At 61.6% G+C, this 24,313-nt stretch carries 22 protein-coding genes; 12 read left to right on the forward strand and 10 right to left on the reverse strand.

All coding sequences use genetic code 11. The annotated features are described in order from the left end of the window. Positions 1-771: an SDR family NAD(P)-dependent oxidoreductase gene (locus ACP15S_RS02235; RefSeq protein ID WP_425037948.1), complete on the forward strand. Its 771-nt coding sequence runs from the start codon at positions 1-3 to the stop codon at positions 769-771. 6 nt (positions 772-777) lie between these two features. Here the strand turns inward: ACP15S_RS02235 and ACP15S_RS02240 are convergent, their stop codons facing one another. Beyond that, positions 778-1,638 carry a glycosyltransferase gene (locus ACP15S_RS02240; protein ID WP_425037949.1) on the reverse strand — a complete coding sequence of 287 codons (861 nt, stop codon included), beginning with the start codon at positions 1,636-1,638 and terminating at the stop codon, positions 778-780. A gap of 297 nt (positions 1,639-1,935) precedes the next feature. Here ACP15S_RS02240 and ACP15S_RS02245 point away from each other — a divergent pair, with 297 nt between their 5' ends. The 3 genes from ACP15S_RS02245 to ACP15S_RS02255 all read left to right on the forward strand — a co-directional run bounded on the left by ACP15S_RS02245 (position 1,936) and on the right by ACP15S_RS02255 (position 6,264). Continuing rightward, entirely contained in the window at positions 1,936-3,585 is a 1,650-nt protein-coding gene (locus ACP15S_RS02245) for an electron transfer flavoprotein-ubiquinone oxidoreductase (protein ID WP_425037950.1), read from the forward strand. 160 nt (positions 3,586-3,745) lie between these two features. After that, a complete protein-coding gene (locus ACP15S_RS02250) occupies positions 3,746-5,458 on the forward strand; it encodes a tetratricopeptide repeat protein (protein WP_425039636.1) in 1,713 nt (570 codons plus the stop codon). Beyond that, positions 5,458-6,264 (forward strand): 4-(cytidine 5'-diphospho)-2-C-methyl-D-erythritol kinase, encoded by an 807-nt coding sequence (locus ACP15S_RS02255; RefSeq protein WP_425039637.1) that lies wholly within the window; start codon positions 5,458-5,460, stop codon positions 6,262-6,264. The genes ACP15S_RS02250 and ACP15S_RS02255 overlap by 1 nt, the downstream gene beginning before the upstream one ends. Positions 6,265-6,275: 11 nt before the next feature. Here the strand turns inward: ACP15S_RS02255 and ACP15S_RS02260 are convergent, their stop codons facing one another. Next, complete coding sequence (locus ACP15S_RS02260; protein ID WP_425037951.1) at positions 6,276-7,274, reverse strand: polyprenyl synthetase family protein; 999 nt, start codon at positions 7,272-7,274, stop codon at positions 6,276-6,278. A 52-nt stretch (positions 7,275-7,326) separates the two neighbouring features. On the opposite strand from ACP15S_RS02260, the gene ACP15S_RS02265 reads away from it, so the two are divergent. From ACP15S_RS02265 to ACP15S_RS02275, 3 genes are all read left to right on the forward strand, one after another. Then, entirely contained in the window at positions 7,327-7,542 is a 216-nt protein-coding gene (locus ACP15S_RS02265; protein ID WP_425037952.1) for a DUF2007 domain-containing protein, read from the forward strand. Next, entirely contained in the window at positions 7,535-8,284 is a 750-nt protein-coding gene (locus ACP15S_RS02270; protein WP_425037953.1) for a tRNA1(Val) (adenine(37)-N6)-methyltransferase, read from the forward strand. The genes ACP15S_RS02265 and ACP15S_RS02270 overlap by 8 nt, the downstream gene beginning before the upstream one ends. Before the next feature lie 95 nt (positions 8,285-8,379). After that, entirely contained in the window at positions 8,380-8,544 is a 165-nt protein-coding gene (locus ACP15S_RS02275; RefSeq protein ID WP_425037954.1) for a YdcH family protein, read from the forward strand. Between the two features lie 3 nt (positions 8,545-8,547). On the opposite strand, the gene gcvA is transcribed toward ACP15S_RS02275, so the two are convergent. From gcvA to ACP15S_RS02295, 4 genes are all read right to left on the reverse strand, one after another. Continuing rightward, positions 8,548-9,480, reverse strand: a complete 933-nt coding sequence (gcvA, locus tag ACP15S_RS02280) for a transcriptional regulator GcvA (protein WP_425037955.1) — start codon at positions 9,478-9,480, stop codon at positions 8,548-8,550. A 321-nt stretch (positions 9,481-9,801) separates the two neighbouring features. After that, on the reverse strand, positions 9,802-10,524 hold the full coding sequence (phbB, locus tag ACP15S_RS02285; RefSeq protein WP_425037956.1) for an acetoacetyl-CoA reductase: 723 nt from the start codon (positions 10,522-10,524) through the stop codon (positions 9,802-9,804). Between the two features lie 67 nt (positions 10,525-10,591). After that, on the reverse strand, positions 10,592-11,767 hold the full coding sequence (locus tag ACP15S_RS02290) for an acetyl-CoA C-acetyltransferase (RefSeq protein ID WP_425037957.1): 1,176 nt from the start codon (positions 11,765-11,767) through the stop codon (positions 10,592-10,594). 219 nt (positions 11,768-11,986) lie between these two features. Further along, positions 11,987-12,802: an EAL domain-containing protein gene (locus tag ACP15S_RS02295; RefSeq protein WP_425037958.1), complete on the reverse strand. Its 816-nt coding sequence runs from the start codon at positions 12,800-12,802 to the stop codon at positions 11,987-11,989. Between the two features lie 235 nt (positions 12,803-13,037). Here ACP15S_RS02295 and rpsD point away from each other — a divergent pair, with 235 nt between their 5' ends. The 4 genes from rpsD to ACP15S_RS02315 all read left to right on the forward strand — a co-directional run bounded on the left by rpsD (position 13,038) and on the right by ACP15S_RS02315 (position 16,634). Further along, positions 13,038-13,658 carry a 30S ribosomal protein S4 gene (gene rpsD, locus ACP15S_RS02300; protein WP_425037959.1) on the forward strand — a complete coding sequence of 207 codons (621 nt, stop codon included), beginning with the start codon at positions 13,038-13,040 and terminating at the stop codon, positions 13,656-13,658. Between the two features lie 99 nt (positions 13,659-13,757). Continuing rightward, positions 13,758-14,846, forward strand: a complete 1,089-nt coding sequence (gene hisC, locus ACP15S_RS02305; RefSeq protein WP_425037960.1) for a histidinol-phosphate transaminase — start codon at positions 13,758-13,760, stop codon at positions 14,844-14,846. After that, positions 14,843-15,760 carry a prephenate/arogenate dehydrogenase family protein gene (locus ACP15S_RS02310; protein WP_425037961.1) on the forward strand — a complete coding sequence of 306 codons (918 nt, stop codon included), beginning with the start codon at positions 14,843-14,845 and terminating at the stop codon, positions 15,758-15,760. Before hisC ends, ACP15S_RS02310 begins: the two co-directional genes overlap by 4 nt. A 4-nt stretch (positions 15,761-15,764) precedes the next feature. Further along, positions 15,765-16,634, forward strand: a complete 870-nt coding sequence (locus ACP15S_RS02315) for an extensin family protein (protein WP_425037962.1) — start codon at positions 15,765-15,767, stop codon at positions 16,632-16,634. A 72-nt stretch (positions 16,635-16,706) separates the two neighbouring features. Here ACP15S_RS02315 and ACP15S_RS02320 read toward each other — a convergent pair whose 3' ends face one another. Next, positions 16,707-17,627 carry a manganese-dependent inorganic pyrophosphatase gene (locus ACP15S_RS02320; RefSeq protein WP_425037963.1) on the reverse strand — a complete coding sequence of 307 codons (921 nt, stop codon included), beginning with the start codon at positions 17,625-17,627 and terminating at the stop codon, positions 16,707-16,709. A 93-nt stretch (positions 17,628-17,720) separates the two neighbouring features. Further along, positions 17,721-17,855, reverse strand: a complete 135-nt coding sequence (locus ACP15S_RS02325) for a hypothetical protein (RefSeq protein WP_425037964.1) — start codon at positions 17,853-17,855, stop codon at positions 17,721-17,723. Positions 17,856-17,900: 45 nt separating this feature from the next. Between ACP15S_RS02325 and ACP15S_RS02330 the strand changes: the two genes are divergently transcribed. Beyond that, on the forward strand, positions 17,901-18,752 hold the full coding sequence (locus tag ACP15S_RS02330) for a GNAT family N-acetyltransferase (RefSeq protein WP_425037965.1): 852 nt from the start codon (positions 17,901-17,903) through the stop codon (positions 18,750-18,752). Here the strand turns inward: ACP15S_RS02330 and ACP15S_RS02335 are convergent. Further along, entirely contained in the window at positions 18,746-22,456 is a 3,711-nt protein-coding gene (locus ACP15S_RS02335; protein ID WP_425037966.1) for a translocation/assembly module TamB domain-containing protein, read from the reverse strand. The genes ACP15S_RS02330 and ACP15S_RS02335 overlap by 7 nt on opposite strands. Beyond that, positions 22,456-24,276 (reverse strand): autotransporter assembly complex protein TamA, encoded by a 1,821-nt coding sequence (locus tag ACP15S_RS02340; protein ID WP_425037967.1) that lies wholly within the window; start codon positions 24,274-24,276, stop codon positions 22,456-22,458. Before ACP15S_RS02340 ends, ACP15S_RS02335 begins: the two co-directional genes overlap by 1 nt. Between the last annotated feature and the right edge of the window lie 37 nt (positions 24,277-24,313).

Genomic DNA, 24,313 nt, shown 5'->3' on the forward strand with positions numbered 1-24,313 from the left:
ATGGCAGTTCTGGACACATTCCGCCTTGATGGCAAAACGGCGCTGGTTACGGGCGCCAAGCGCGGGATCGGTCGCGGCATGGCTGTCGCGCTGGCGGAGGCTGGGGCCGATATCATCGGTGTCAGCGCAACGCTGGAGACCGAGGGGTCCGAAGTGGGCCAAGAGGTCCGCGCTTTGGGACGGGAGTTTACGGGCTATGCCTGCGATTTTTCTGACCGGGCTGCCGTCCGCGCTTTCTCTGAAGAGGTCCGGGCCAGGCACCCCCAGATCGACATTCTGATCAACAACGCGGGCACGATCCTGCGCACCCCCGCGGCCGAGCATCCTGATGAGATGTGGGACAAGGTCATTGAGGTCAATCTCAACGCCCAGTTTGTCCTGACGCGCGATATCGGGGCCACGATGGTGGCGCGTGGATCGGGGAAGGTGATCTTCACGGCCTCGCTTTTGACCTTTCAGGGCGGCATCACCGTGCCAGGCTATGCCGCCTCCAAAGGCGGGATCGGCCAGCTCACAATGGCCTTTGCCAATGAGTGGGCGGGCAAGGGCGTGAATGTGAACGCGATTGCACCGGGCTATATCGATACCGATAATACCGAAGCGTTGCGCAACGATCCTGTGCGCTCCAAGGCGATATTGGAGCGTATTCCGGCGGGCCGCTGGGGCCGCCCGGTCGATTTCGCGGGCCCAGCCGTGTTCCTCGCGTCAGACGCGGCCAGCTATATGCATGGTCACGTGATGCTTGTTGATGGCGGCTGGATGGGGCGCTGATGCGAACTAGGCCACGCGCCTTTCCCGCACGGCTGCGTCCTGCACATCCTCGGTATTGGGAAGCGGCGCAGGGGCGGCTTGCCCCGGTGTCCATTCCACGGGCAAGTCTCGCAAGAGGGGAAAGGCCTCCAGCATCATGGCCCTGTCTTCAACATCTACACGATCTGTCCCGACAATCGCGCGACTGTCGTTTGAGGCGTGAACTGCGCGGATATATTGGGGCTCGTGCGAATAGATGACCCGAACCGGGCGGCGTTCAAGAATTTTCTTGTGGGCGACGTAGTAGGGATTGCGGCGTGAGCGCGTGGGCGTGACCATGGCCAATCCAAGGTTTGTGGCCGGAACAAGCCGATGTGTCAGACGCACATGCCCTTGATCAAATTCCGCGGAGACACCGCGGGGGTGAGAGAGGAACACATAATCAGGCAAGCCCGGGCGCAGCAGCCCCACAGACGCTTCGGCCTCCATCCGCAACGTGCCCGTGAAATTCACCGCCACCGCATCGTCATCATCCAGAACAATCTGGCACGACGTGTCATGGCGGCGAAACGTATTGCGCCGGTAGAGCTGAAACCAATTGCCTGCCTTGTCCGGCCCGCGAAAGATCACATGCGCGCGCTGGCCCAGCATATCTCCGCACAATTCCTTCAGTCGCGTCTGGTACCGCTCGGGCATCAGCGTGGAGGACAGGACGACCAAATCGAAATCCCGGTCCGCCTGATCGCGCAACGACGCCAGTGACATGGTTTCCATGAACGCGGCCCGCGTATCGAGGCGCTCGGGATCAAAGAGCAGATCGGGATCCAGGCTGGCCCTGGAGCGCCAGCCGGATTGACCAAAAAACGAGTGCCGCATCATATAGATCATGTGCATGTCGGGGTGCCTCCACTTCATTTTTTGCAAAAACGTATCGATCTGGAAAAAGCACACCAACGGATTTCGCCCAATCCTGCCGCGTTAGTTGCAAAGGGTGACATGCAGGACTCACTTGGCATCAGCGCGCGCAGGGGAACGGCGTTACCGCTATCGCCTGCCCGGGAAGGCAGCACAGACCGGTTCAGGCGACGCTTTGTGCTGTTTTGACGCGGCGGCTTGATTGACCTGCGCGCTAACTTTCGGCAATCAGACGCGAACCTTGTTGCGCCAATTCGGGAAGGACCAGCGATGAGCGAGATCGAACGCGAGGCGATGGAATATGATGTTGTGATCGTGGGGGCGGGGCCTGCGGGCCTGTCGGCTGCGATCCGTCTCAAACAACTGGATGCCGACCTGAATGTGGTCGTGCTCGAAAAAGGCTCGGAAGTAGGCGCGCATATCCTTTCAGGCGCGGTGCTTGATCCTTGCGGGCTCGACGCGCTGATCCCCGATTGGAAGGAAAAAGGCGCGCCGCTGACGGTTCCTGTGAAGGATGACAATTTCTTCATGCTGGGCGAGGCGGGTGCCATGCGCATCCCCAATTTTCCCATGCCCAAACTGATGAGCAACCATGGCAACTACATTGTCTCCATGGGGAACGTCTGCCGTTGGATGGCGGAGCAGGCGGAAGAGCTTGGCGTCGAGATCTTCCCCGGCATGGCCTGCTCTGAGCTCGTCTACGGCGAGAACGGCGAGGTCAAAGGCGTTGTGGCAGGTGTGTTCGGGCTGGAAGCGGATGGCTCTTACGGGCCAGATACCGAGCCGGGCATGGAGCTGCATGGCAAGTATGTGTTCCTCTCCGAGGGCGTGCGCGGCTCGCTCGCCAAGGAAGTGATTGCAAAGTACGACCTGCAAGCCGGGAAAGAGCCGCAGAAATTCGGGCTCGGCATGAAGGAGATCTGGGAGATTGACCCCGAGAAGCACCGCGAAGGCTCCGTAACCCACACGATGGGTTGGCCGCTGGGCTCCAATGCGGGCGGCGGGTCGTTCATCTATCACCTTGATAACAATCAGGTCTACGTGGGCTTTGTGGTGCACCTAAACTACGAGAACCCGCATCTTTATCCCTATATGGAGTTCCAGCGCTTCAAGCATCATCCGATGGTGGCCGAGCTTCTCAAGGGCGGCAAACGCGTGGCGTATGGCGCGCGGGCGATCTCTGAGGGCGGCTATCAATCTATGCCCAAGATGGTCGCGCCCGGTGTGGCGCTTCTGGGATGCTCGGTGGGCATGGTCAATGTCCCGCGCATCAAGGGCAACCACAACGCGATGCTCTCGGGCAAGGCCGCTGCAGAAGCCGCGTTTGACGCGATCAAGGCGGATCGCGCTGGCGATGAGCTCACAGACTATGAGGCGGAAGTGCGCGAAGGCGCGATCGGCAAGGACCTCAAGAAGGTGCGGAATGTGAAGCCGCTCTGGTCCAAATATGGTCTTGTGGCGTCTCTCATGGCTGGTGGCCTCGATATGTGGACCAATTCCTTCGGCTTTTCGCTCTTTGGCACAATCGGCCATGGCAAAAGCGACGCGGAGGCTACGGGCGAGGCGTCCAGGTTTGAGCCGATTGATTATCCCAAACCTGACGGTACCCTGTCCTTTGATCGGCTGACCAACGTCAGCTTCTCAGCCACAAATCACGAGGAAAGCCAGCCTGCGCATTTGCAGCTCAAGGATGCTTCCGTTCCGATTTCGATCAACCTGCCGAAATACGCGGAACCCGCGCAGCGCTATTGCCCTGCAGGCGTCTATGAGGTGGTGGAAGACGAGGGCAGCGATGCGCGCTTCGTCATCAACTTCCAGAATTGCGTGCATTGCAAAACCTGCGATATCAAGGATCCCAGCCAGAACATCACCTGGGTCACACCGCAGGGCGGCGATGGGCCGAACTACCCGAATATGTGAGGAAAAAGGGCGCTCCGGCGCCCTTTTTTCTTGACCGCGCGCGGGTTGGGGGCACGTCAAGGGTCACGACTTGGTGAACATGTGATCAGCAAAATGTTGCCCGTGCAGGCCCAAGTCGCTAGCGTGCAGGAAACCACAACGGAGACCCTTGTTGCCCCGCATGATTTTTCGCCCTGTCGCCGCTTTTGCCCCGATCCTGGGCCTGATCCTCAGCCTGACCACACCGCCCGCAAGCGCGGGCGTGTCCGGACCTTATCTCGCTGCGCGCCACGCCAGTTTCAACACGGATTTTCGCTCCGCTGTGCGCTATTACGAGCTGGCCTTCGCGGAGGACCGCAGCAGCGCGCCTTTGATGGAAGCCGTGACCGCATCGCACATGTCGCTGGGCGGTTTTGAGCGCGCGGGCCTGTTTGCCGATGAGCTGATCAAGAAAGGTTTTGAAAGCCAGGTCGCCCACATGGCGCGCATGGCCGTGGCCGCGAGGGACGAAGAATTTGACCTGCTGATCGAGCGTTTGGAAGCGGGTGAAGATGTCGGTCCGTTGGTCGATGGATTGGCGCTTGGCTGGGCCGAATTGGGCCGGGGCGACATGACGGCCTCGTTGGCGGCCTTCGACGCGGTTGGCGAACAGCGCGGGTTGCGCGGGTTCGCCGATTACCACAAGGCTCTGGCCCTGGCCTCCGTGGGTGATTTCGAAAGCGCGGTTGCCCTGCTGGAAGGTGAGTTCGGAGCCGCGCAAGCCACGCGCCGCGCCGTGATGGCCCATGCCATGATACTTAGCCAGCTGGATCGCAATGACGATGCGGTTGCGCTCCTCAATGATATGTTCACCACGCGCCTCGACCCCGGATTGGCCGCTCTGCGGGATGCGCTCGAGGCAGGGGAGACCGTTCCGTTCACGACGATCACAAGCCCACGAGATGGCATGGCCGAGGTGTTCTATACCATTGCCATCGCGCTCGAGGGTGAAGCGGCGAATGACTACACGCTGCTTTATACGCGCGTCGCGGAGTTCCTACGCGAGGATCATGTCGATGCCATCCTGCTGTCCGCAAGGCTGCTGGAACAACTCGACGAGTTCGAGCTGGCCACGGAAGCCTATGAACACGTCCCGCTCGATCATCCCGCCTACCACGCCGCGGCCATGGGGCGCGCGGCCGCGATGCGCGAGGGGGGCGATGTCGAGGGCGCCATTCTGGCCTTGCGTACGCTGGCCGCCTCCCACGAGGGTTTGCCGACGGTGCACACAACGCTGGGCGATATCCTGCGGCAGGAGAAGCGTTTCGAGGAGGCCGTCGAGGCGTATGACCGGTCCATCGAGATCTATGGAACGCCCGCGAGCCGTGGACAATGGTTCGTCTATTTTGCCCGGGCCATCAGCCATGAGCGGCTGGACAACTGGCCGCTGGCTGAAGCGGATTTCCGCAAGGCACTGGAGCTGAACCCCGACCAGCCGCAGGTGCTGAATTACCTTGGCTATTCACTCGTCGAGAAAAAGATCAAGCTGGATGAAGCGCTGGACATGATTGAACGCGCGGTCGCCGCGCGGCCCGACAGTGGGTATATCGTGGACAGTCTCGGCTGGGTGCTGTTCCGGTTGGGCCGCTATGAAGAGGCCGTGCCACATATGGAGCGCGCCACAGAACTCATGCCGATTGACCCGGTCGTCAACGATCATCTGGGCGATGTCTACTGGGCCGTGGGCCGCAAGCTTGAGGCCCGTTTCCAGTGGAACCGCGCTTTGAGTTTCATTGACCGTGACGATCATGGTGAGGCTGATCCCGAGCGTATTCGCCGCAAACTTGAGGTTGGGCTTGATCAGGTTCTGGCGGAAGATGGCCTGCCACCATTGCAAGTGGCCAATTCCGAGTGATCCCGACCATCCGGGTTGTGGCGCCAGCCAAGATCAATCTGGCGCTGCATGTGACGGGCAAGCGCGCAGATGGCTATCATCTGCTCGATTCTCACGTGGTTTTTGCCCGGGACGCTCACGATACGCTCGAAGTTTGTCCCGCTCAGGACATGGAGCTGATCGTTGACGGCCCCTTTGCAGATGGCGTGCCCACGGATGCGCGCAATCTGTGTTGGCGCGCGGCTGAGGCGTTTGGCGCGCCCGTCTCGATCCGATTGACGAAAGCCTTGCCCCATGCCGCCGGGATTGGCGGGGGCTCCGCCGATGCGGCGGCGGTCTTGCGAGCGATGGAGGCGCTGTTTGAGCGTCGGTTTACAGGCGATGCTGCGCTACTGGGCGCGGACGTGCCGGTCTGCCTGCTGTCGCGCTCTGCGCGTATGTCCGGCATTGGTGAGATCGTGGCGCCTGTGAAGAGCGCTGAGTTTCATGCGGTTTTGGTCAATCCTGGCGTTGATGTGCCGACGCCCAATGTCTTCCGCGCGCTTGCGTCGCGGCAGAATGCGCCGCTGGCTGATCTGCCGGACGATGGTGTTGATTTGGCGTGGCTCAAGGCGCAGCGCAACGATTTGCAAGCGCCGGCCATGGCCTGCGCTCCGGTCATCGCGACATGTCTTGACGCGCTCAAGGATGCAGAGCTCGCGCGCATGTCAGGCTCAGGCGCAACCTGCTTTGGCCTGTATTCCGATGGCCCCGCGGCATCCGCCGCAGCAGAGCGCCTCCGGACGCGCCATCCAAACTGGTGGGTGACGGCGAGCGTGTTGCGGTAAGGCCTGAGCGGTCAGTTCACGCGGGCCACAACGTAATCCGCGAGATCGTCTAGCATGGTGCGGATCGGATGATCGGGCAGGGTGGCCAAGGCTGTGCGGGCCGTGTCGATCCAGCTGAGCGCTTCAAGGCGTGTGGCTTCCAGCGTGCCATGGGCATTGAGCAGGCGCAGGGCCTCCTCAAGATCGCCATCGCGCTGATCGCCTTTCTCTATCGTGCGCTGCCAGAAGGCGCGTTCGTCCGCGTCGGCCAGAGCGACGGCTTTGATCACGGGCAGCGTGAGTTTGCGTTCGCGGAAATCATCACCGATGTTCTTGCCGGTGGCGTCAGAGCCCCAGTAATCGAGCAGGTCGTCGACAATCTGGAAGGCAATGCCCAAGGCGTCGCCGTAGTCAAAGAGCGCTTGCACCTCCGCATCGGGGCGCCCGGCAATAACGCCGCCAACTTCGGTCGCAGCGGAGAACAGCGCCGCGGTTTTTCCGCGAACCACCTGCCGGTAGATGTCTTCTGTCGTGGCGAGGTTCTGGGCCGCCGTGAGTTGCAGGACCTCACCCTCGGCAATCGTGGCCGCTGCATTGGACAGGATGTCCAGCACGCGCAGATTGCCTGTCTCGACCATCAACTGGAACGCGCGGGCAAAGAGATAGTCGCCCACAAGGACGGAGCTCTTGTTGTCCCACAGCAGATTGGCCGTCGGGCGCCCGCGGCGCTGTGCGCTTTCGTCCACAACGTCGTCATGCAGTAGGGTCGCTGTATGGATGAACTCCACGGTCGCGGCGAGCTTGATATGGTCATCACCCGCATAGCCACACATGCGCGCGCAAGCCAGCGTGAGCATGGGACGCAAGCGCTTGCCGCCCGCATCTACCAGATGCTTCGTCACCTCGGGAATTCTGGGCGCGTGCTCAGAGGCCATGCGCGCACCGATGAGCGTCCCGACGGCGTTCAAATCCTCCGACAGTTCGGTCGCCAAACGGTCATGTGGTTTGGTCTGCGCGTGGTCCAATCCCATTCTCTTCCTCTATGCCCTCGACAGGCCCGTCTTTGATACTTAAGTCAGCCTTATGGAAGAGCTTTTACGCACCAATGATATCACCGTCATCGCCTACGCGCGCGCGCTCCTCGCCGATGAGGATATAGAGTGCTTTGAGTTCGACGTAAACATGAGCGTCCTGGAAGGATCCATAGGTATTTTGCCGCGCCGTCTGATGGTGACGCGCCGGGATCTTTTCCGGGCTCGGGCGATCATGACGGAGCATGATATCGCGCTTGATGGGTGAGACCACAGACAATGCCTTTTTGGGCGGCGCGCTGCAGCTTTTGCAGCCCGCGCGCGGCTATCGCGCAGGGCTCGATCCCGTGTTGCTCGCGGCGGCTTGTGCTCCGAAGCCCGGGGCGTCCGTGCTGGACCTTGGCTGCGGGGTCGGAACGGCGCTCTATTGTCTCGCGCGACGCGTGCCGGATCTGGAACTGACGGGCGTGGAGCTGCAGCCTGGATTGGCGGAGCTCGCCCGCGAAAATGCCACACGAAATGGCCTGACGGCGCGCATTGAATGCGCCGATATCGCCGCACTTCCGGCGGAACTGCGCAATCGGAGCTTTGATTTGGTTCTCGCCAATCCGCCCTTTTTCGAGCGCGACAAGAGCACAGGTGCAAAAATCTTGAACCGCGAGACAGGGCGGGGCGAAGCCCTTCCTCTCGCGGCATGGGTCGAGGTTGCGGCCAAACGCCTGAAGCCGGGCGGGCAAGCCGCGTTCATCCAGCGGATCGAGCGCCTGCCGAACCTTTTGCAGGCCTGTCAGGACCGGCTCGGCAGCGTCCAAGTGATTCCCTTGACCTCGCGCGAAAATCGCCCCCCAAAACTGGTCATTTTGCGGGCGCGTAAAGGCGGGCGGGCGCATTTTTTCATGTCGGCCCCGATTGTTCTACATCGCGGCTCGCAACACGTGGCGGATGAAGAAAGCTATACAGAACAGGTCTCTGCCGTCTTGCGCGAAGGGGCAGCACTGAATGCAACTTAAGCGTTAGTAAAAAACTCCGCATACATGTTGCAGGCGCAGCGTGACTTTTGCGCCCGGTTGTGCTTCCATTCAGGTCTCAACATAGGAGGAATGCCATGAGCCTGAGTTCGCACCTTACGGAACTTAAGAAGAAACATGCACATCTGTCCGACGCCGTTGAAGAGGCGCAACGCGCCCCCGGCACAGACGATCTTCTTATTGCGGACCTCAAGAAACAGAAGCTCAAACTCAAGGAAGAAATTCACCGATTGTCGAGTTAGGCACTAGCTGAGGGCGGCGTCACGGAAACGTTCCGTGATCGTCGCCATCTCTGCCGCTTCGCTGCGGATCCAATGCAGAAAAGCGGACATATGGGGGCGGTTTTCCGCCCCTTTTTGATGCACGATCCGAAATGACGCCGCAGGTTTGAGCGCCTCCCGAAACGGCGCCACGAGCCAGCCCTCTTTCAACGCACTTGCCGCCAGCGTGCTGCGTCCGAGAACCACGCCGCCGCCCGCCAAAGCGGCGTCAATCGCGTGATCGGCTTGCGAAAAGCGTGCGCCGCTTCTGCCCTCACGATCAATCCCGGTGAGGTCAAACCAGCGCGGCCAATCGCTGCGCGGTTTGAGAAAACTGATGGAATCATCATGCAGCAGGGGGGCTGCGCGCAAAGCGTCCAGCGTCCCATAATCCTGCGCCAAGGCAGGCGTCATCATTGGCGTGATATATTCGCTGCACAGCGGCTCATTGTGCAGCCCTTCGTCCTGTCCTTCGCCAAAGCGAATGGCCAGGTCAATTTCATCACGCCCAAAATCCATGATCCGCAGGCTGGCGATGAACCGCAGCTCGATGTCGGGATAACGCTGCGCAAAGGTAAACAGACGCGGGGCCAGCCATTTGGCCGTGAAGGCGGGGCCTGCCGTGACTGTCAGGCTCTTGTCGTCAAGTTGGCGGCGTGCGCTCCGCCAGGCTTGCCGGATTGCATCAAACCCGTCGCTCAGCCCGGGAGACAGGCTATGGCCCAATTCGGTGAGCGCCACGGCGCGATTGAGCCTGTGGAACAAGGGCTGACCCAGATGCTCTTCCAGGGACTTGATCTGAAAGGACAGCGCGGCGGGCGTGACGTTCAACTCGTCTGCGGCCTGGGCGAAAGAGAGGTGACGTGCGGCGGCTTCGAAAGCACGCAGGGCGGTGAGCGGCGGTAGGGCGTCAGACATTTCACTTAAGTACAGCTTGACTGAAGTTCTGTGAAGTCTCGTTTGTAAGAATTGTTTGCGGCGGACATATTGAGGTCAGTTCAAAGATGCTCAATTGAAAGGAGCCCCAAGATGTTCGAAGCTCATACAGACGCCCGTACCCGTGACGCCATCCGCAATGCCCATGATTTTCGTGGTCAAGCCCTGCTGCAGGGTCTGCGTTACATCTTTGGCGGCGCGCGCCGCTAAGCCAGTTTCCGAGGGCCCGATGCGCACGGGGCTTGCGGAATAAAAAAGGGCCAGCACGTCGCTGGCCCTTTTGTCTTGCTTGGATATCGCAACTCAGACGAAGAACTGTGCCCCGTTGGCAGAAATCGTCGAGCCGTTGATGAACCCGGAATCTTCACCGGCAAGGAAGCTCACACAGCGGGCGATTTCCTCGGGTTCGCCAAGGCGGCCCGCCGGAATGCCAGCGATGATGCTGTCGCGCACCTTTTCAGGGATCGCCATGACCATTTCCGTCGCGATATAGCCCGGGCAGATCGCGTTGGCCGTGATGCCTGCGCGCGCGCCTTCTTGTGCCAGCGATTTTACGATGCCCAGGTCACCGGCTTTTGTGGCGGCGTAGTTCACTTGCGCGAACTGGCCCTTCTGGCCGTTGATCGAGGAGATGACAATCACGCGGCCAAATTTGCGCTCACGCATGCCGGGCCAGACGGGGTGCACTGTGTTGAACACACCGGTCAGGTTTGTGTCGATGACTTGATGCCATTGCTCAGGTGTCATCTTGTGGAATGGGGCATCACGGGTGATGCCGGCGTTGGCCACAACGATGTCGATCGGGCCGAGATCAGCTTCGACCTGGGCGATGCCAGCTTTGGAGCTGTCGTAATCCGCGACATTCCATTTGTAGGTTTTGATGCCGGTCTCTTCAGTGAATTTCGCGGCAGCTTCGTCGTTGCCAGCGTATGTGGCCGCAACCGTGCAGCCATCGGCCTGAAGTTGCTTGGAAATGGCGGCGCCGATACCACGGGAGCCACCGGTTACAAGTGCGATGCGGGACATGTCTGTCTCCTCCATTTTGTCAGAATTTTTGGTGGCGGCGGGCCTGTTGTGGCCCGCCGCAGATCAATCAATAGCGTTCGACGCAGAGCGCGACGCCCATGCCGCCGCCGATGCAGAGTGTGGCGAGGCCTTTTTTCGCGTCACGGCGGACCATTTCAAACAGCAACGTGTTGAGAACGCGTGCGCCGGAGGCACCGATCGGGTGACCAATGGCAATTGCGCCGCCGTTCACGTTCACGATTTCCGGATCCCAGCCCATGTCCTTGTTCACGGCACAGGCCTGTGCGGCGAAGGCTTCGTTGGCTTCCACGAGATCGAGATCGCCAACGGACCAGCCCGCTTTGTCCAGAGCCTTGCGCGAGGCGTAGATCGGGCCAACGCCCATGATCGATGGGTCGAGACCGGCCGTGGCGTAGGAGGCGATGCGGGCCATCGGCTGGATGCCGCGCTTCTCGGCATTGTCAGAGCTCATCAGGAGAACAGCCGCCGCGCCATCATTGAGGCCGGAGGCGTTTGCCGCTGTGACAGAGCCTTCCTTTGTGAAAGCGGGGCGCAGCTTTTGCATCGCTTCCATGGTCGCGCCATGGCGGATGTACTCGTCCTTGTCGACGACGATGTCACCTTTGCGGGTTTTCACTGTGAAGGCCGCGATCTCGTCGTCGAACTTACCGGCTTTTTGAGCGGCTTCGGCCTTGTTTTGCGAGCCAACAGCAAATTCATCCTGCATATCGCGGGAAATTTGCCATTGGTTGGCCACGTTTTCCGCGGTTTGACCCATGTGGTAGCCGTTGAATGCGTCCCAAAGGCCATCGCGGATCATGGAGTCGATGTATTTCATGTCGCCCATTTTCTGACCGGCGCGCAGATGCGCGACATGGGGCGAAAGGGACATGTTTTCCTGACCGCCTGCAACGACCACGTCAGCATCGCCCAGCATGATGTGCTGTGCGCCCAGAGCCACGGCGCGAAGACCGGACCCACAGACCTGGTTGATGCCCCATGCGGCGCCTTCTTGCGGCAGGCCGGCATTGATATGGGCCTGGCGTGCAGGGTTTTGGCCCTGACCTGCAGTCAACACCTGACCGAGGATCGTTTCAGACACATCGCTTTTGTCGACGCCTGCGCGCTCGACCAGCGCGTTGATCACGGCAGCGCCGAGATCGTGGGCAGGCGTGTTGGCAAAAGAGCCTAGAAAACTGCCCACAGGCGTGCGGGCCGCGGAGGCAATAACTACGTTCGTCATGATCTGTTCCTCACTGTCATGTCCGGCAAGGTACCGCCAAAGAGGCGCCTCGCGCGCCCTGGCTTGCTCCCGCCAATCTGGAGGCGGCATAACGTAGAGTAAGGTCTGGGCTCAACGGACACGGTGTCTCACTTGGGGAGATTCGCGTCAAAGCCGTCATGCGCCTGGCGCATGGGAAAGCGAGGCAACGCGCCCGCTTGTGGTGCGTCGCTGCGCGCGTCAGGCGGTTTTGCGGGCTGGCTGTTCGACCCAGGGCGGCTTCACGGTAGGCGCCCCGAAGTAGTATCCTTGCAGACAATCGACGCCGAGCTGTGTGAGAAAGTCAGCGTCCTGTTGTTGCTCAACGGATTCCGCCACTGTGAACATGTCGAATTGGGAAGCGATCGACAAAAGCGCGCGGGTGAGGACCTGATTGTCAGGATCGGCATGGATGTTGCGAATGAACTGGCCGTCAATCTTCAAGATGTCGAATTGGAACTGTTTGAAATACCTGATGGCAGTATAGCCGGCGCCAAAGTCATCGAGCGCGAAGGCGATGCCGCGTTCTTGCAAATCATCCATGAAATCGACCACCAGTTCGGGAACCAGCATAGCAGAGCTCTCCGTGATCTCGAGGATCAGCCGCTCGGCCACGGTGGGATCGGCTGCAAGACCACGGTCGAGGATGCGCATCCACTTGCGATATCCAATAGATCTCGCCGACATGTTGATCGACAAACGCAGCGTCGGCACCTTGGACAAGGTGCGCAAGCCCCGCTCCAGAGCAAGGCAATCAATCAGACGGCCCGTTTCGCGCTCTTCCACGAGATCAATGAAGTCCTTTGCGGGAATAATCCGCCCGGTTTCATCGAGGACACGGATCAAACCCTCATAAAATGCCATACGGTCTTGCCGTTGCGTTTGCACCACGGGTTGAAATGCCAGCATCACATCCCCGTGGCGCACGGCCGCCTCGACCATCTCGATTGTGCTGCGATCGCGCATCGCGATTGCTTGTGCCAATGCGTTTTTATCGCCCTTCGGTTTGCGCGCCATATCTACATCTCCGATTCCCAACGTATTTATGGCGGCGAAGCGCTTAACGGGAACTTAACGAGAACATTTGACTAAAAGCTGCAACGATCTTGCCCGCTGTTGACACGCCTGCGTGTTCCTTTATACGCGCGGTTTCATTGGTGTTGGTGGCCCCCGCAAGGGGATGCCTGTCGGGGATACCCCAGAGGACAACGCCCTTCACAGCCGGTAATGGCACTTAAGAAGGAGATCAGCCGTGACAAAACGCACGTCTGCCAAGTACAAAATTGACCGCCGCATGGGCGAGAACATCTGGGGCCGTCCGAAATCCCCGGTGAACCGCCGCGAGTATGGCCCCGGCCAACACGGCCAGCGCCGCAAGGCCAAGATGTCTGACTTCGGTCTGCAGTTGCGCGCCAAGCAGAAGCTCAAGGGCTACTACGGCGACCTGACCGAAAAGCAATTCAAACGCATCTTCGGCGAAGCCGCCCGGGTGAAAGGTGATACCGGTGAAAACCTCATCGGTCTGCTCGAGCGCCGTCTCGATGCCGTGGTCTACCGCGCGAAATTCGTAGCAACCGTTTTTGCCGCGCGCCAGTTCGTCAACCACGGCCACGTGCTCGTCAACGGCAAGCGTGTCAACATCCCCTCCTACCGCGTCAAAGAAGGCGACGTGGTTGAGGTGCGTGAGAAGTCCCGCCAGATGACAGCGCTGCTCGAAGCGGTTCAGCTGCCCGAACGCGACGTGCCCGATTACATCGAGGCGGATCATTCCAAGATGACTGCGCGGTTTGTGCGCACACCCGGTCTCTCGGATGTGCCCTACCCGGTGGTGATGGAACCCAACCTCGTCATCGAATACTACGCGCAGAACTAAGCCGGTTCTCGCTGATGGATTATGGGCCGTGGCGGGAAACTGCCACGGCCCTTTTCGTATGTCCGCAGGGACGTTAAGAGATTGGAAACGGAGGTCCACATGACAGGGATCAAACCCCAGCCCGGGATCATGGATATTGCACTCTACGTTGGCGGAAAGTCGACGCTGGAGGGTGTCTCCGATGTGATCAAGCTGAGCTCCAATGAAAACCCCTTTGGCCCATCGCCAAAGGCGCAAGACGCGCTCGTGGCTGCTGCAAGGGACCTGCATCGCTATCCGTCCACAGATCACGCCAGTCTGCGCAGCGCGATTGCGCAAGTGCATGGTTTGCAGGCCGAAAATATCATCTGCGGCGTGGGCTCTGACGAGATCATTCACTTCCTGTGCCAGGCCTATGTGGGCGCGGGCGATGAGGTGATCCATACCGAGCATGGCTTTGCCATGTACCGCATCTCGACGCTGGCCGCGGGCGGCACACCTGTCGAGGTGGCCGAATGCGATCGCCGGGTTGATGTCGACAGGATTCTTGCGGCCGTGACCCCCGCCACGCGCCTTGTCTTCATCGCGAACCCGGCCAATCCCACGGCAACCTTTGTGCCGATGGATGAGATCACGCGGCTGGCCGAGGCGCTTCCCGATCACGTCATTTTGGTGCTCGACGGCGCCTATGCAGAGTTCGAGCCGGGGTATGACGGCGGCGCGCAGCTGGCGGAGACACGCGCCAATGTGGTCATGACGCGGACCTTCTCCAAGCTCTACGGCCTTGGCGGCCTCCGGGTTGGCTATGGCTATGCAGACCGCGCGATCATCGATGTGCTCAACCGGATCCGTGGCCCGTTCAACCTCTCTGGCCCCGCACTGGCTGCGGCAGAGGCGGCTGTGTTGGATCACGCGTTCACAGAGCATTGCCTTGCGGAAAACGCGCGGTTGCGCCGCTGGTTGCGCGAGGCCTTGCTGCAAGCGGGCGTCGCCTGCGACGAGAGCCATGCCAATTTCGTCCTGGCCCGCTTCGAGACATCTGACGAGGCGGACGCAGCCAATGCGCATCTGCAAAGCCTTGGCCTGATCGTCCGGCAAGTGGGCGGGTACAAACTGCCGGCCTGTCTGAGGATCACGGTCGGCGATGAGACGGCGTGTCAGCGGGTGGCAGAGGCCATTACGACGTTCAAGAAAGCGCAGGCGGCATGAGTGTGATGTACAATCGCGTGGCGCTCATTGGGCTGGGGCTTATTGCCTCCTCCATGTTCTGGGCCATGAAACGCCGCCGGGTCGCAGGCCATGTGACGGGCTACGCGCGCTCCGCCGAGACGCGCCAGACCGCGCGGGAGATTGGGCTCTGCGACAGCGTGGCGGGTAGCCTCGAAGAGGCTGTCAAAGGCGCTGACCTTGTCGTGCTGGCGGTGCCTGTGGGCGCGATGGCGCAGGTCATGGCTGGGATCGCGCCGCACCTCGCGCCGGGGGCGACTGTGATTGATGTGGGCTCAGTGAAGGCGGCCGTGATTGAGGCTGTGATGCCGCACATGCCGGACAATTGCCATTTTGTCCCGTGCCACCCCATGGCCGGGACAGAACATTCGGGGCCCGAATCGGGCTTTGCGGAGCTGTTTGACAATCGCTGGTGTCTCATCGTGCCCGTGCAGGGCGCGAGGCCCGAGGCTGTGGCAAAGGTGGCGCGCTACTGGGAAGCGCTGGGGTCTATGACAGAGACGATGGAAGTGGATCACCATGATCAAGTCTGTGCTGTGGTCAGTCATATCCCGCATCTCATCGCCTATACGATGGTGGGCGTGGCCGATGATCTGGGCCGTGTCACCGACGAGGAAGTCATCAAATTCTCGGCGACGGGTTTTCGGGATTTCACCCGCATCGCCGCGTCCGATCCGACGATGTGGCGCGATGTCTTTCTGACTAACAAGGATGCGACGCTGGAAATTCTGGGCCGGTTCACCGAAGAGCTCTTTGCGCTGCAACGGGCCATTCGCAAGGGTGATGGGGATCACCTGTTTGACTATTTCACCCGCACGCGTGAGATCCGCCGTGGCATTATCGAAGCCGGTCAGGACACAGACGCGCCTGACTTCGGTCGTATCTCGAAAGGGTAAACTCATGCGCATTGCGCTGGCTGCCAGCCTGACATTCCTGCTTGCCCTGCCAAGCTTCGCCCTGCCGCCGGACAGTACGATCCGGCCTCTGGCCCGTGGTCAGGAGGCAACCATCCTGCCTGCCGTGCTCCAGCCACGCCCTCGTTTGCGGCCCGCGCGTCTGGAACAGGCGGTTCTCAAGGCCGCGCCGATCACCCGACGCATTGGCGCGCCGGGAGCGCCCACGTCTGATGATCTCGCCGCCAATACGCCGGGTGTGGTCGAGGCCAACCTCGCTGTCCGCTCGCTGCGCCCGACCACGCGGCCCAAGAGCATCGCCCAGAAAGCCATGGCGCGCCAACGCGAAGAACGCAAAGGGCGCCTTGCGGGGATCAGGGGCATTCAGGGCGAGCAGGCGGGCAATATCCCGGGCAACGGGGCCTGCGGTATTCGCAATGCCCTGCGGGTGACCCATGTCTCCGGGATCCGCCTGACGCAGGCGGCGTTGATGGACAAAACCACGGCCAAGGCGCTCAAGACATGGGTGGATAAGGGCCTCAAACCTGCAGTTGGCAATATGGGGGGCGGCGTCGCGTCCATCCGCGTGGCAGCGCATTACGCCTGTCGCACGCGCAACAATCGTCCCGGCGCGAAACTCTCAGAGCATGGCCGGGGCCGCGCGATCGACATCTCGGCCATCAATCTGCGCAACGGTGACAAGATCTCCGTGCTCCAGCATTGGGGCGGCGGCGCCAAGGGCCGCGCCCTCCAGAAGATGCACCGCGCGGCCTGTGGGCCTTTCGGGACAGTGCTGGGCCCAAACGCCGACAGGTTCCACAAGGACCATTTTCACTTCGATACGGCCCGTTATCGCTCCGGCAGCTACTGCCGGTAGCGCACGCCGCATCGCAAAAAAAACGCCGCGCCCTCTTGGAGCGCGGCGTTTGACGTTTGGATATCCGAAACCTCAGAGCTTGAGATTGGGAATGATCTGCTTTTTGCGGCTCACGACACCGGGCAGAACAACGCTATCGCCCGTGGCTTGCGCATCAAAACTTTTCGCCGCCAGCGTTTTCACGAGATCATTGGGGACCAGAAGCGTTGATTCCTCGTTGAGAATATCCACGACAAAGAGCAGCACCTGATCAACGCCATCTTCCTTGGCGACATCCGCCATGGAAGCCATCAGGCTATCCTTGCGGTCCAACACGATGCCGGGGGCCGTCGTCTCAAGGACAGAGACGCGGAACTTGGTGCCCTCGACCTCATATTCCTTCGAATCCATGCGCAGCAATTCGGCATCGGAAAAGGCGGACACATCGGATTTCGCCTCGAACATGGCCGTGGCCAGCTCCGTCAGGTCGACCTCCAGATCCTTGGCCAGCGCATGGGCAATGGCCTTGTCTTCCTGAGTCGTGGTGGGCGAGCGGAATTCCAAAGTGTCCGAGAGGATGCATGACAGCATAGCCCCTTTGATGCCGCGCGGCGCCTGGGCCAGATCGTCGCCAATCATCTTCCACATGATCGTTGCCGTGCAGGCCACGGGTTCGATCCGAATGTCGATCGGGCCTTTTGTCTCCAACCCGCCCACGAGTTTGTGGTGGTCAATGATCGCGCGGATATCGGCGCCATTGATGGCTTCCGGCAACTCGGCCGGGTTGTTGGTGTCCACGATCACGACGGGCGCATCTTCGGCCACATCGGAGATGATCTCGGGCTTGTCCAGACCCCAGTGCTTGAGCACAAAAGCGGCCTCTGTATTGGGCTCACCCAGCAAAACGGGCTTTGCAGCCTTTCCTTTGATCTGGTTGAGATACCAGGCCCAGATAATCGGGCTGCCCGTGCTATCGGTATCGGGGGATTTGTGGCCAAATACCTGAATGGTCATGCGTGTGATCCTTGATTTCGGAATTTGAGCGCCTTCTAACGTCCGGCACAGGCCTTGTCACGGGCCCAGGTTAGGGCAGGTGGCCGCAGCCTGTCAGAGCCACAGCCATTCCACGATCCAAAGCAGCACGCCGACGGGCAGGGCGCAGGCCAGTGCAATGAGCGCGGCGGACAGGATGGTCGTACGAGGTGCGGGGGCGCTTTGGCCAAAAATCATCTTTTGTTTCATGCCGCCATTAAAATCTGATTCACCTGAATCAGCTCTTAATGCGTCATGTCGATTCACAGCCCCCTTCTCTCCGCCTCGCTCGCCGCCCCGCTCGCGCAATCCCGTGAATTTGGAGCAGCCCTAACCCATATGGGTCGTCCCCCGCTGCGCCTATCCCTGCCCGGAGGGCGCGGTGAAGTGCAGGTTGTGCGGCGCCGCTTTGGACCCATGACCGTGGGACTTGTTTCGCGTCTGGATCTCGAGCGCTCAGACCTGCGCTGGCTGAGCGCGCAAACACAGGCCCGCGCTTTGTTGCTCAACCCTGAAACCGAAGAGGCGGGCCATGGCATGTGCCTGCGGACGCCCGCGGCCGTGGCGGAGCTCAGCCTTTCGCAGCCCACCGACGTACTGCGCGCATGTTTGAAACAGAAGTGGCGCAACAGGCTCAACCGGGCGCAGGATCAAAAGCTCAAGCTGACAGAGACGACGCTTTTTCCTACGGAAGGCCATTGGCTCTTGGAAATGGATGCGCGTCAGGCCCGCCAGAAGGGCTACACCAATTGGCCCGCAGCTCTCACACTCGCCTATGCGCGTGCCAACAAAGGTCAGGCGCGGCTCTTTGAGGCGCGCCGCACCGGCGAGGTGATCTCCGCGATGCTTTTTTTGTGTCACGGCGAAGTGGCGACCTATCACATTGGGTGGTCTGGTCCGGAAGGGCGTGCCGCAGGGGCGCATCACGCGCTGATCTGGCACGCGATGGAACGCCTGCGCGCGCGCGGCATCGCCCGTCTCGATCTGGGACAAGTGGCCACCGACGCGGCCCCCGGACTTGCGCGCTTCAAGCTGGGCACAGGCGCTCGGCTCAAGACGCTCGGCGGCTCATGGCTTGCGTTGCCCGCACTTGTGCGCGGTCAGTAATCCCGCTCGAAGAAGATGCCGAGGCCCGTCTCGCCTTGTGACGTGACGCGCCCCCGTACCGTCACATCATCGGTCAGATCGAGGTTCAGCTTGATCTCACTGTCCCCGCGTGAGTTGACCGTGACATCCGTGTAGAGATCCTCTGTGATATAGGCGCCCACCTCGGCGGTGGCATTGCCTTCGGCATCTGTCCCGATGCTCAAATCATCGACGCCAAGCCCGCTTCTCAGCTCATCCGTGAGCCCAAGCCCCCCACGGCCGGAGAGCGTGCGCAGTGCGGCCGCCAGCCGCACGGCCTGCAGGGGCGAGATTTGCTCTACGCTGCGGCCAAAGAGATAGAGCGACAGCACCTCATCTTCCGGCAATTCAGGAACCGAGCTGATGATCGGTTCCGGCTCCGAAGCCGGCCCTTCGATGCTGATCAAGATCGCTGTGCCATCTACTTCGGTTTCCGCCACAAACCGGATGATCGGATCAAAGCTGCCCTGAAGAGAGACGGCCCCCTCGGTCAGCGTCAGACGCCTGCCCAGTAGATCGATACGGCCGCGCAGCAGATCAAACTGTCCCACAGGCACAATGTCATTGGTTGTTCCTGTCAAGCGCAGCTGGCCCCCGAGCTCTGCATCCAGCCCCCGCCCGCGGACAAACATCTTGGCGGGCGCACGGATGAGGAGATCGATGGGAAAAGACGGGGCAGGCGCTGCGCTCTTTTGGCCAAGAAGTCCTGCAAATGCGAGGGTTTGGCGCACATCCGCCGGCATGCCCTGATGCTCCAGCCCCTCCAGAATGCTGTAGCTGGGGCCGATGTTGGGAATGCGTAGTTCGACGACATCCAGCGTAATGGCCCCTCCAATTTGCGCGCCGCCTGTCAGAGGTCCCTGTACCCGGATCGTCCCGTCGGCATCTGCCTCATAGAGGTCCGGATCGCGCAGGATTGTGTCATCCAGTGTGATGCTCAGATCAGCGGGGAAGGGCGCGGAGAGGCCAATAGGCCCTGCAACGCGGATGTCTCCGCCCGAGGCAAGATCTCCATCGATGGCCAATTGGGCCTGCCCGCTGGCGAGCCGCACTGTTCCATCAATGTTTTCAACGGCAAGGCGCTGCGCAGGCAGCGCCACGCGTCCGCGCTCCAGCGCGATTTGCCCGGAGAGGGCATCAAGACCCGGCCGGCCTGCGAGGCGCAGATCAAAGCGCGCCTGGCCGGCGACGGTTTGACCGCTAAGAAAGGCATTGGCCAGCGCCAGCGGCGCTGCGCCGTCAATGCCAAGATCGACACGGCCCGAGGGTGCGACAGAGCCTTCGGCGCTCAGGGTGATCCCGCCGGGGCCCGTCCCGCTCGCATTGATCTGCCAGGGCCCGCCCGCTCCACGCGCCGTGCCACTCACACGCGCGGGCCCCGACAATTCGCGCACCAAAAGCCCCAGATCAGTCAGCGTCGCGGCATATTGCAGATCGCCGCCGCTGCCCGAAAGTGTTCCCGATGCCGTGGCTTCCGCCCCGCGTGTATCAACCGCAAAACGGTCGATGCGAAGCGTGCCGTCGTCTGCGCGCGCGGCCACCAGATCAATGCTGGAGGCGCCGCGGAGCAAGGGGGCAATGGCCGGAATGCCCGCCGAGAGTGATTGTCCATCAAGCCGTGCAGTCACATTGCCTGCCAGCGTCTTCAAGTTCCCGCTGGCCTGCGCCTCAAGAGCCACCGCGCCGCCAATGGCGCGGCCCGCCAGCCGCCGGTAGGCCGTCAGATCGCCAATCCGCCCGCGGATATTGGCAGTGATCTCTTCAAGGTTCTCAACCGCGCCCGTCACGGCCAAGGCCGCGCTTCCGGGTAGGGCCAGCTCGGTTGCAAATTGCCAGGTGTTGCCAGCTCGTGTGGCGTCGATATCGGCATTCGCGGTGCCGGAAAGCTGGGGCAGGGCGCGCGAAATATCCGGCAGCCGCGCGGTGATATCGACGCGGCTGGTCTCGGCGTCAATCGCCGCACGTCCGGCAATCTCGGCGTGCTCCGTGTTGACCACAAGGTTCTCGATACGCGTGCCCGCTGTGTCCCGCACAAGCTGGGCTTGCAGTCTCCCAGTGCCTTCAAGGAGCGGGTCCAACTGAGCGATCCCGCTTGTGATGTCGCGCGTGGTGCCCTCAAATTGTAGATCCAGAGCCGTTGTCACAGGTTCGGCGCGGCCCTTGATGTCGAGGTCAGCCGCCCCGCCAAGCGCGCGGCCCGCCAGACCGGAAAATCGTGAAATATCCCGAGCCGTCAGGCGCATGTCTGGCGTGAGGGTCAGGGGGCGTTCGTCGAGGAGGCCCGTGATCGTAACATTGCCAGTGATTCCGTAATCCGCGCCTGAGAGCTCAAGCGCGCGCAGTTGCAACGGCTGTCCCTGCGCCCAGAAAAATTCCAGCGCGCTTTTGATGGCTGCACCAACGGCGTCTTGTAGAGCAGGATCGCCAAAGGCCATGCCTGTCGTCTCGACTTGAACGGCCCCGTCCACGGCTCCGTCATCGCGCGCAATGCGGCCGCTTCCGTCCAATGCGATGGCGTCGATCCGCACATCGGGTTGCCTCAGCTCCGCGATGGTACCTTTGAGGGTCCAGGCATCGCCGCGTCTGGCGTCGAAGGCCGCGCGCAGGTCTGCACCGCCCAGAAAGACGGGATCGCCGGGCAGCGGCAGCAAGACGCTCTCTCCATCAGGCGGGGCAATGATGACATCCAGATCAAAGGCATCTGGCCAACCTCCTGCGGAGATCTCCGCCGTGCCGGCCAAGCTGAAGGCCTGCGCGCGCAGATCGAGCGCCGAGAGCGAGACGGCGCCCTGAGGCGATTGCGATCCATCTGCGACGAGCTCTACGGACGAGCCCAGGAACTCCCGGAACTGCGGGGCCACCAGCGGAGAAATATCCCCCTCCAAACGCGCAGAGAAGCGCCGCGTGGTCCCATCCGCACTGGCTTCATCCCGCAGACCGACCTGGCCCGTGAGGCGATCCTCACCATCGGTTGCCAGCGCAATGTCCGTTGTCAGATCGCTGAGCGGGCCTGCACCGTTGACCGTCAGCGCTACGGAGGGCGCACCGGGCAGGGCAAGCAGCGTCGCGGCAAGCCCGCCTTCCGGCTCGGCAACGTCGAGATCGAGGACGACCTCGCGGGTGGCGTTGGCATACCTGCCGCTGAGAGCAAAGCGCCCGCCTGCGTCGAGGCGATCCACGGTCAGCGCGACGGAGCCTTCTCCGCCCGCAAGCTCCGCGGAGCCATTGAGCTGAAACCGGACCGCTTGCCCCAGTATCGGTGCACCGATGTCTGCCTGTGCAATGGCCAGCTCCTTGAGCACCACCGAGACCGGCAGGTCTGGCAAGGCGAAAGGCGCGCGCGCCGTGGGCTCCGGGCCGGATGCCTCGCTCACCGGAAGACGCGCCAGATCCAAGACGCCGACAGAAATCTCTTCAATATCAATGGCGCCGCTGAGCAAAGCGCGCCGGTTCCAGACCATGGCAACATCTGCAATCCGCAGCCAGACGCCATCGGGGTCGGAGACGATGATTTCCTCAATAGTCGCCCGCGCGCTCAGCGCTCCGGCAAATCCGCGAAGCTCGACGCTGCGCCCGTCGCTCGACAGCGCATCCTCCAGCAAGCCTTGGATAAAGCCGCGATCATCGCTTTGCGCCGCAAGCGAGGCAGGCCAGAGCATTGCGATACACAGAACCAAATACCGCATCAGAACGATTGTCCTATCCCGATATAGACCTGCACGCCCTCGCCGGTCTCACCCGCGACAGGGCCCGCAATATCAAAACGCAAGGGCCCCACGGGCGTCTTGTAGCGCACGCCGACCCCTGCGCCCGCGTGCCACTCACCGCCGCTGAAATCGCTCTCGCCGCTCAGGTAGCCCGCATCGGAAAAGAGCACCGCCCCCAAGGTATCGGTAATGCCGACCCGCAGTTCGCCCGAAAGAACGCCTAAGGCCCGCCCGCCCAGCGTTTCGCTGCCGTAGTCCACATCAAGGGATTGGTAAGGTTGGCCCCGGACCGTGCCACCGCCGCCCGAATAATAGAGGAACCCCGGTGGCGCCGATTGTGCCTCAGGCCCGAGAAGTGAGCCCAGCTGAAGCCGGCCGGCGAGGGTCACCCTGTCGGTGCTGCCCAGTTGCTGGTAGGCGCGGGCATCCATCTTGAAGCGTAGCCCGGCATCGCTTTCGCGGGTTTCGACGAAGGGTTCGGCCTCGAGGCGTAGAAATGTCCCATCTGTCGGGTCCAGCGCATCGTTACGGCGATCCCAGGTCAGCGCGCCGGGCAGAGAGAGCAAGACCAATTCGCGGGTGGGCTCATCGGCATCAAACAGATCGGTGACGCGCGAGTAAGAGAGCTTGACGCCGAGCTCACCAGTCAGGGTTTCAGAGACTTCCGTGGAATAACCCGTGCTGATCGAGGCGGTGTCTTCGAGGTAATCCGGCTCGTCCAGCGAGGCGAGTTTGCCTTCGAGGAAAAACAACGTGTCCGGCCCGAATACGGCAGGCTTTTCAAATCTCGCGCTGAGACGGAAGTCCGCGCCGCTCTCCTGGCTGCCGATCTGTGCCGCCTCTCCTTCGATGCGCAGGCGTTCTGCACCGCCCAGAATGTTGCGATGCAGCCAGAAGCCCGACAACGTCAGGCCATTGAGATTGGAAATCTCGACGCCGCCGCCGAAGCGTCGGGGCAGCTGGTCCACGACCTCGATGCTCATATCAAGCGTGCCGTCGGGTTGGACGGCTTCGCCCTCGCTGAGCTGAACAGAGCGGAACGCGCCGGTCTTGCGCAAACGGCTCGCCGCCTTCTTGACCGCATCGGGCGTGTAGGGCTCCCCTTTCGGCAGGCCCGCGATCTGACGAATGCGATTGGCCCGTACCGCGCTTTCGCCACGGACCTCGGTATCGCCGAAGCGGGCAAAGGGCCCGGGTACAAGCGAAATATCCACATCGAGACGCGCGGAGCGATGCTGCGCTGAGATGTTCTGGCCTGCGACATCCACCTTGGGGTGGCCCGCCTCGCGCCAACGCAGGACTGCGCCCCGGGTGGCATCGCGGACAGTCTCCGCGCGGGCGGGCTCGTCTTTGGCGAAAGAGGGGGGCAGGCTGTCGCCGGGCGCCAAGGGTGCAATGCGGGTCTCACCAAAGCGGAAGGCGCGACCGGTCTCGATGCGAACGTCAATCGATGAGACGACATCCGGAGCCGCCAGCGGATTGATGCGCGCCGCTTCGGTGCCATCTACAGCGATCCGGACCACATTTGCGTAATAGCCATTTGCATAGAGCACTTCGACAAAAGTGGCGTAATCCGCTTGTGCCGCGGACAGCAGATCGCGGCCGTTGACGTCCTCGCCCTCTTCCAATTGCGCGATCAGGGATGCGGCACGCAGTTCCGCGCGCAAGACATCGGGGTCCTCTGCGTCAATGCCTGTCAGCTCCAGTGACAGGACAGACGCCTCTTCCTCGGTCCAAGCCGGGGCGGACATCATTAACAGCGCTGCAAGGCCGCCATGTACCAGGTATTTTATGCTCATGTGTCTCTCGCACCACCGCCTGCGCACCGCGAAGCGG

This window comes from Primorskyibacter sp. S187A (genome assembly GCF_049800955.1).
GTDB lineage: Bacteria > Pseudomonadota > Alphaproteobacteria > Rhodobacterales > Rhodobacteraceae > JAKVBH01.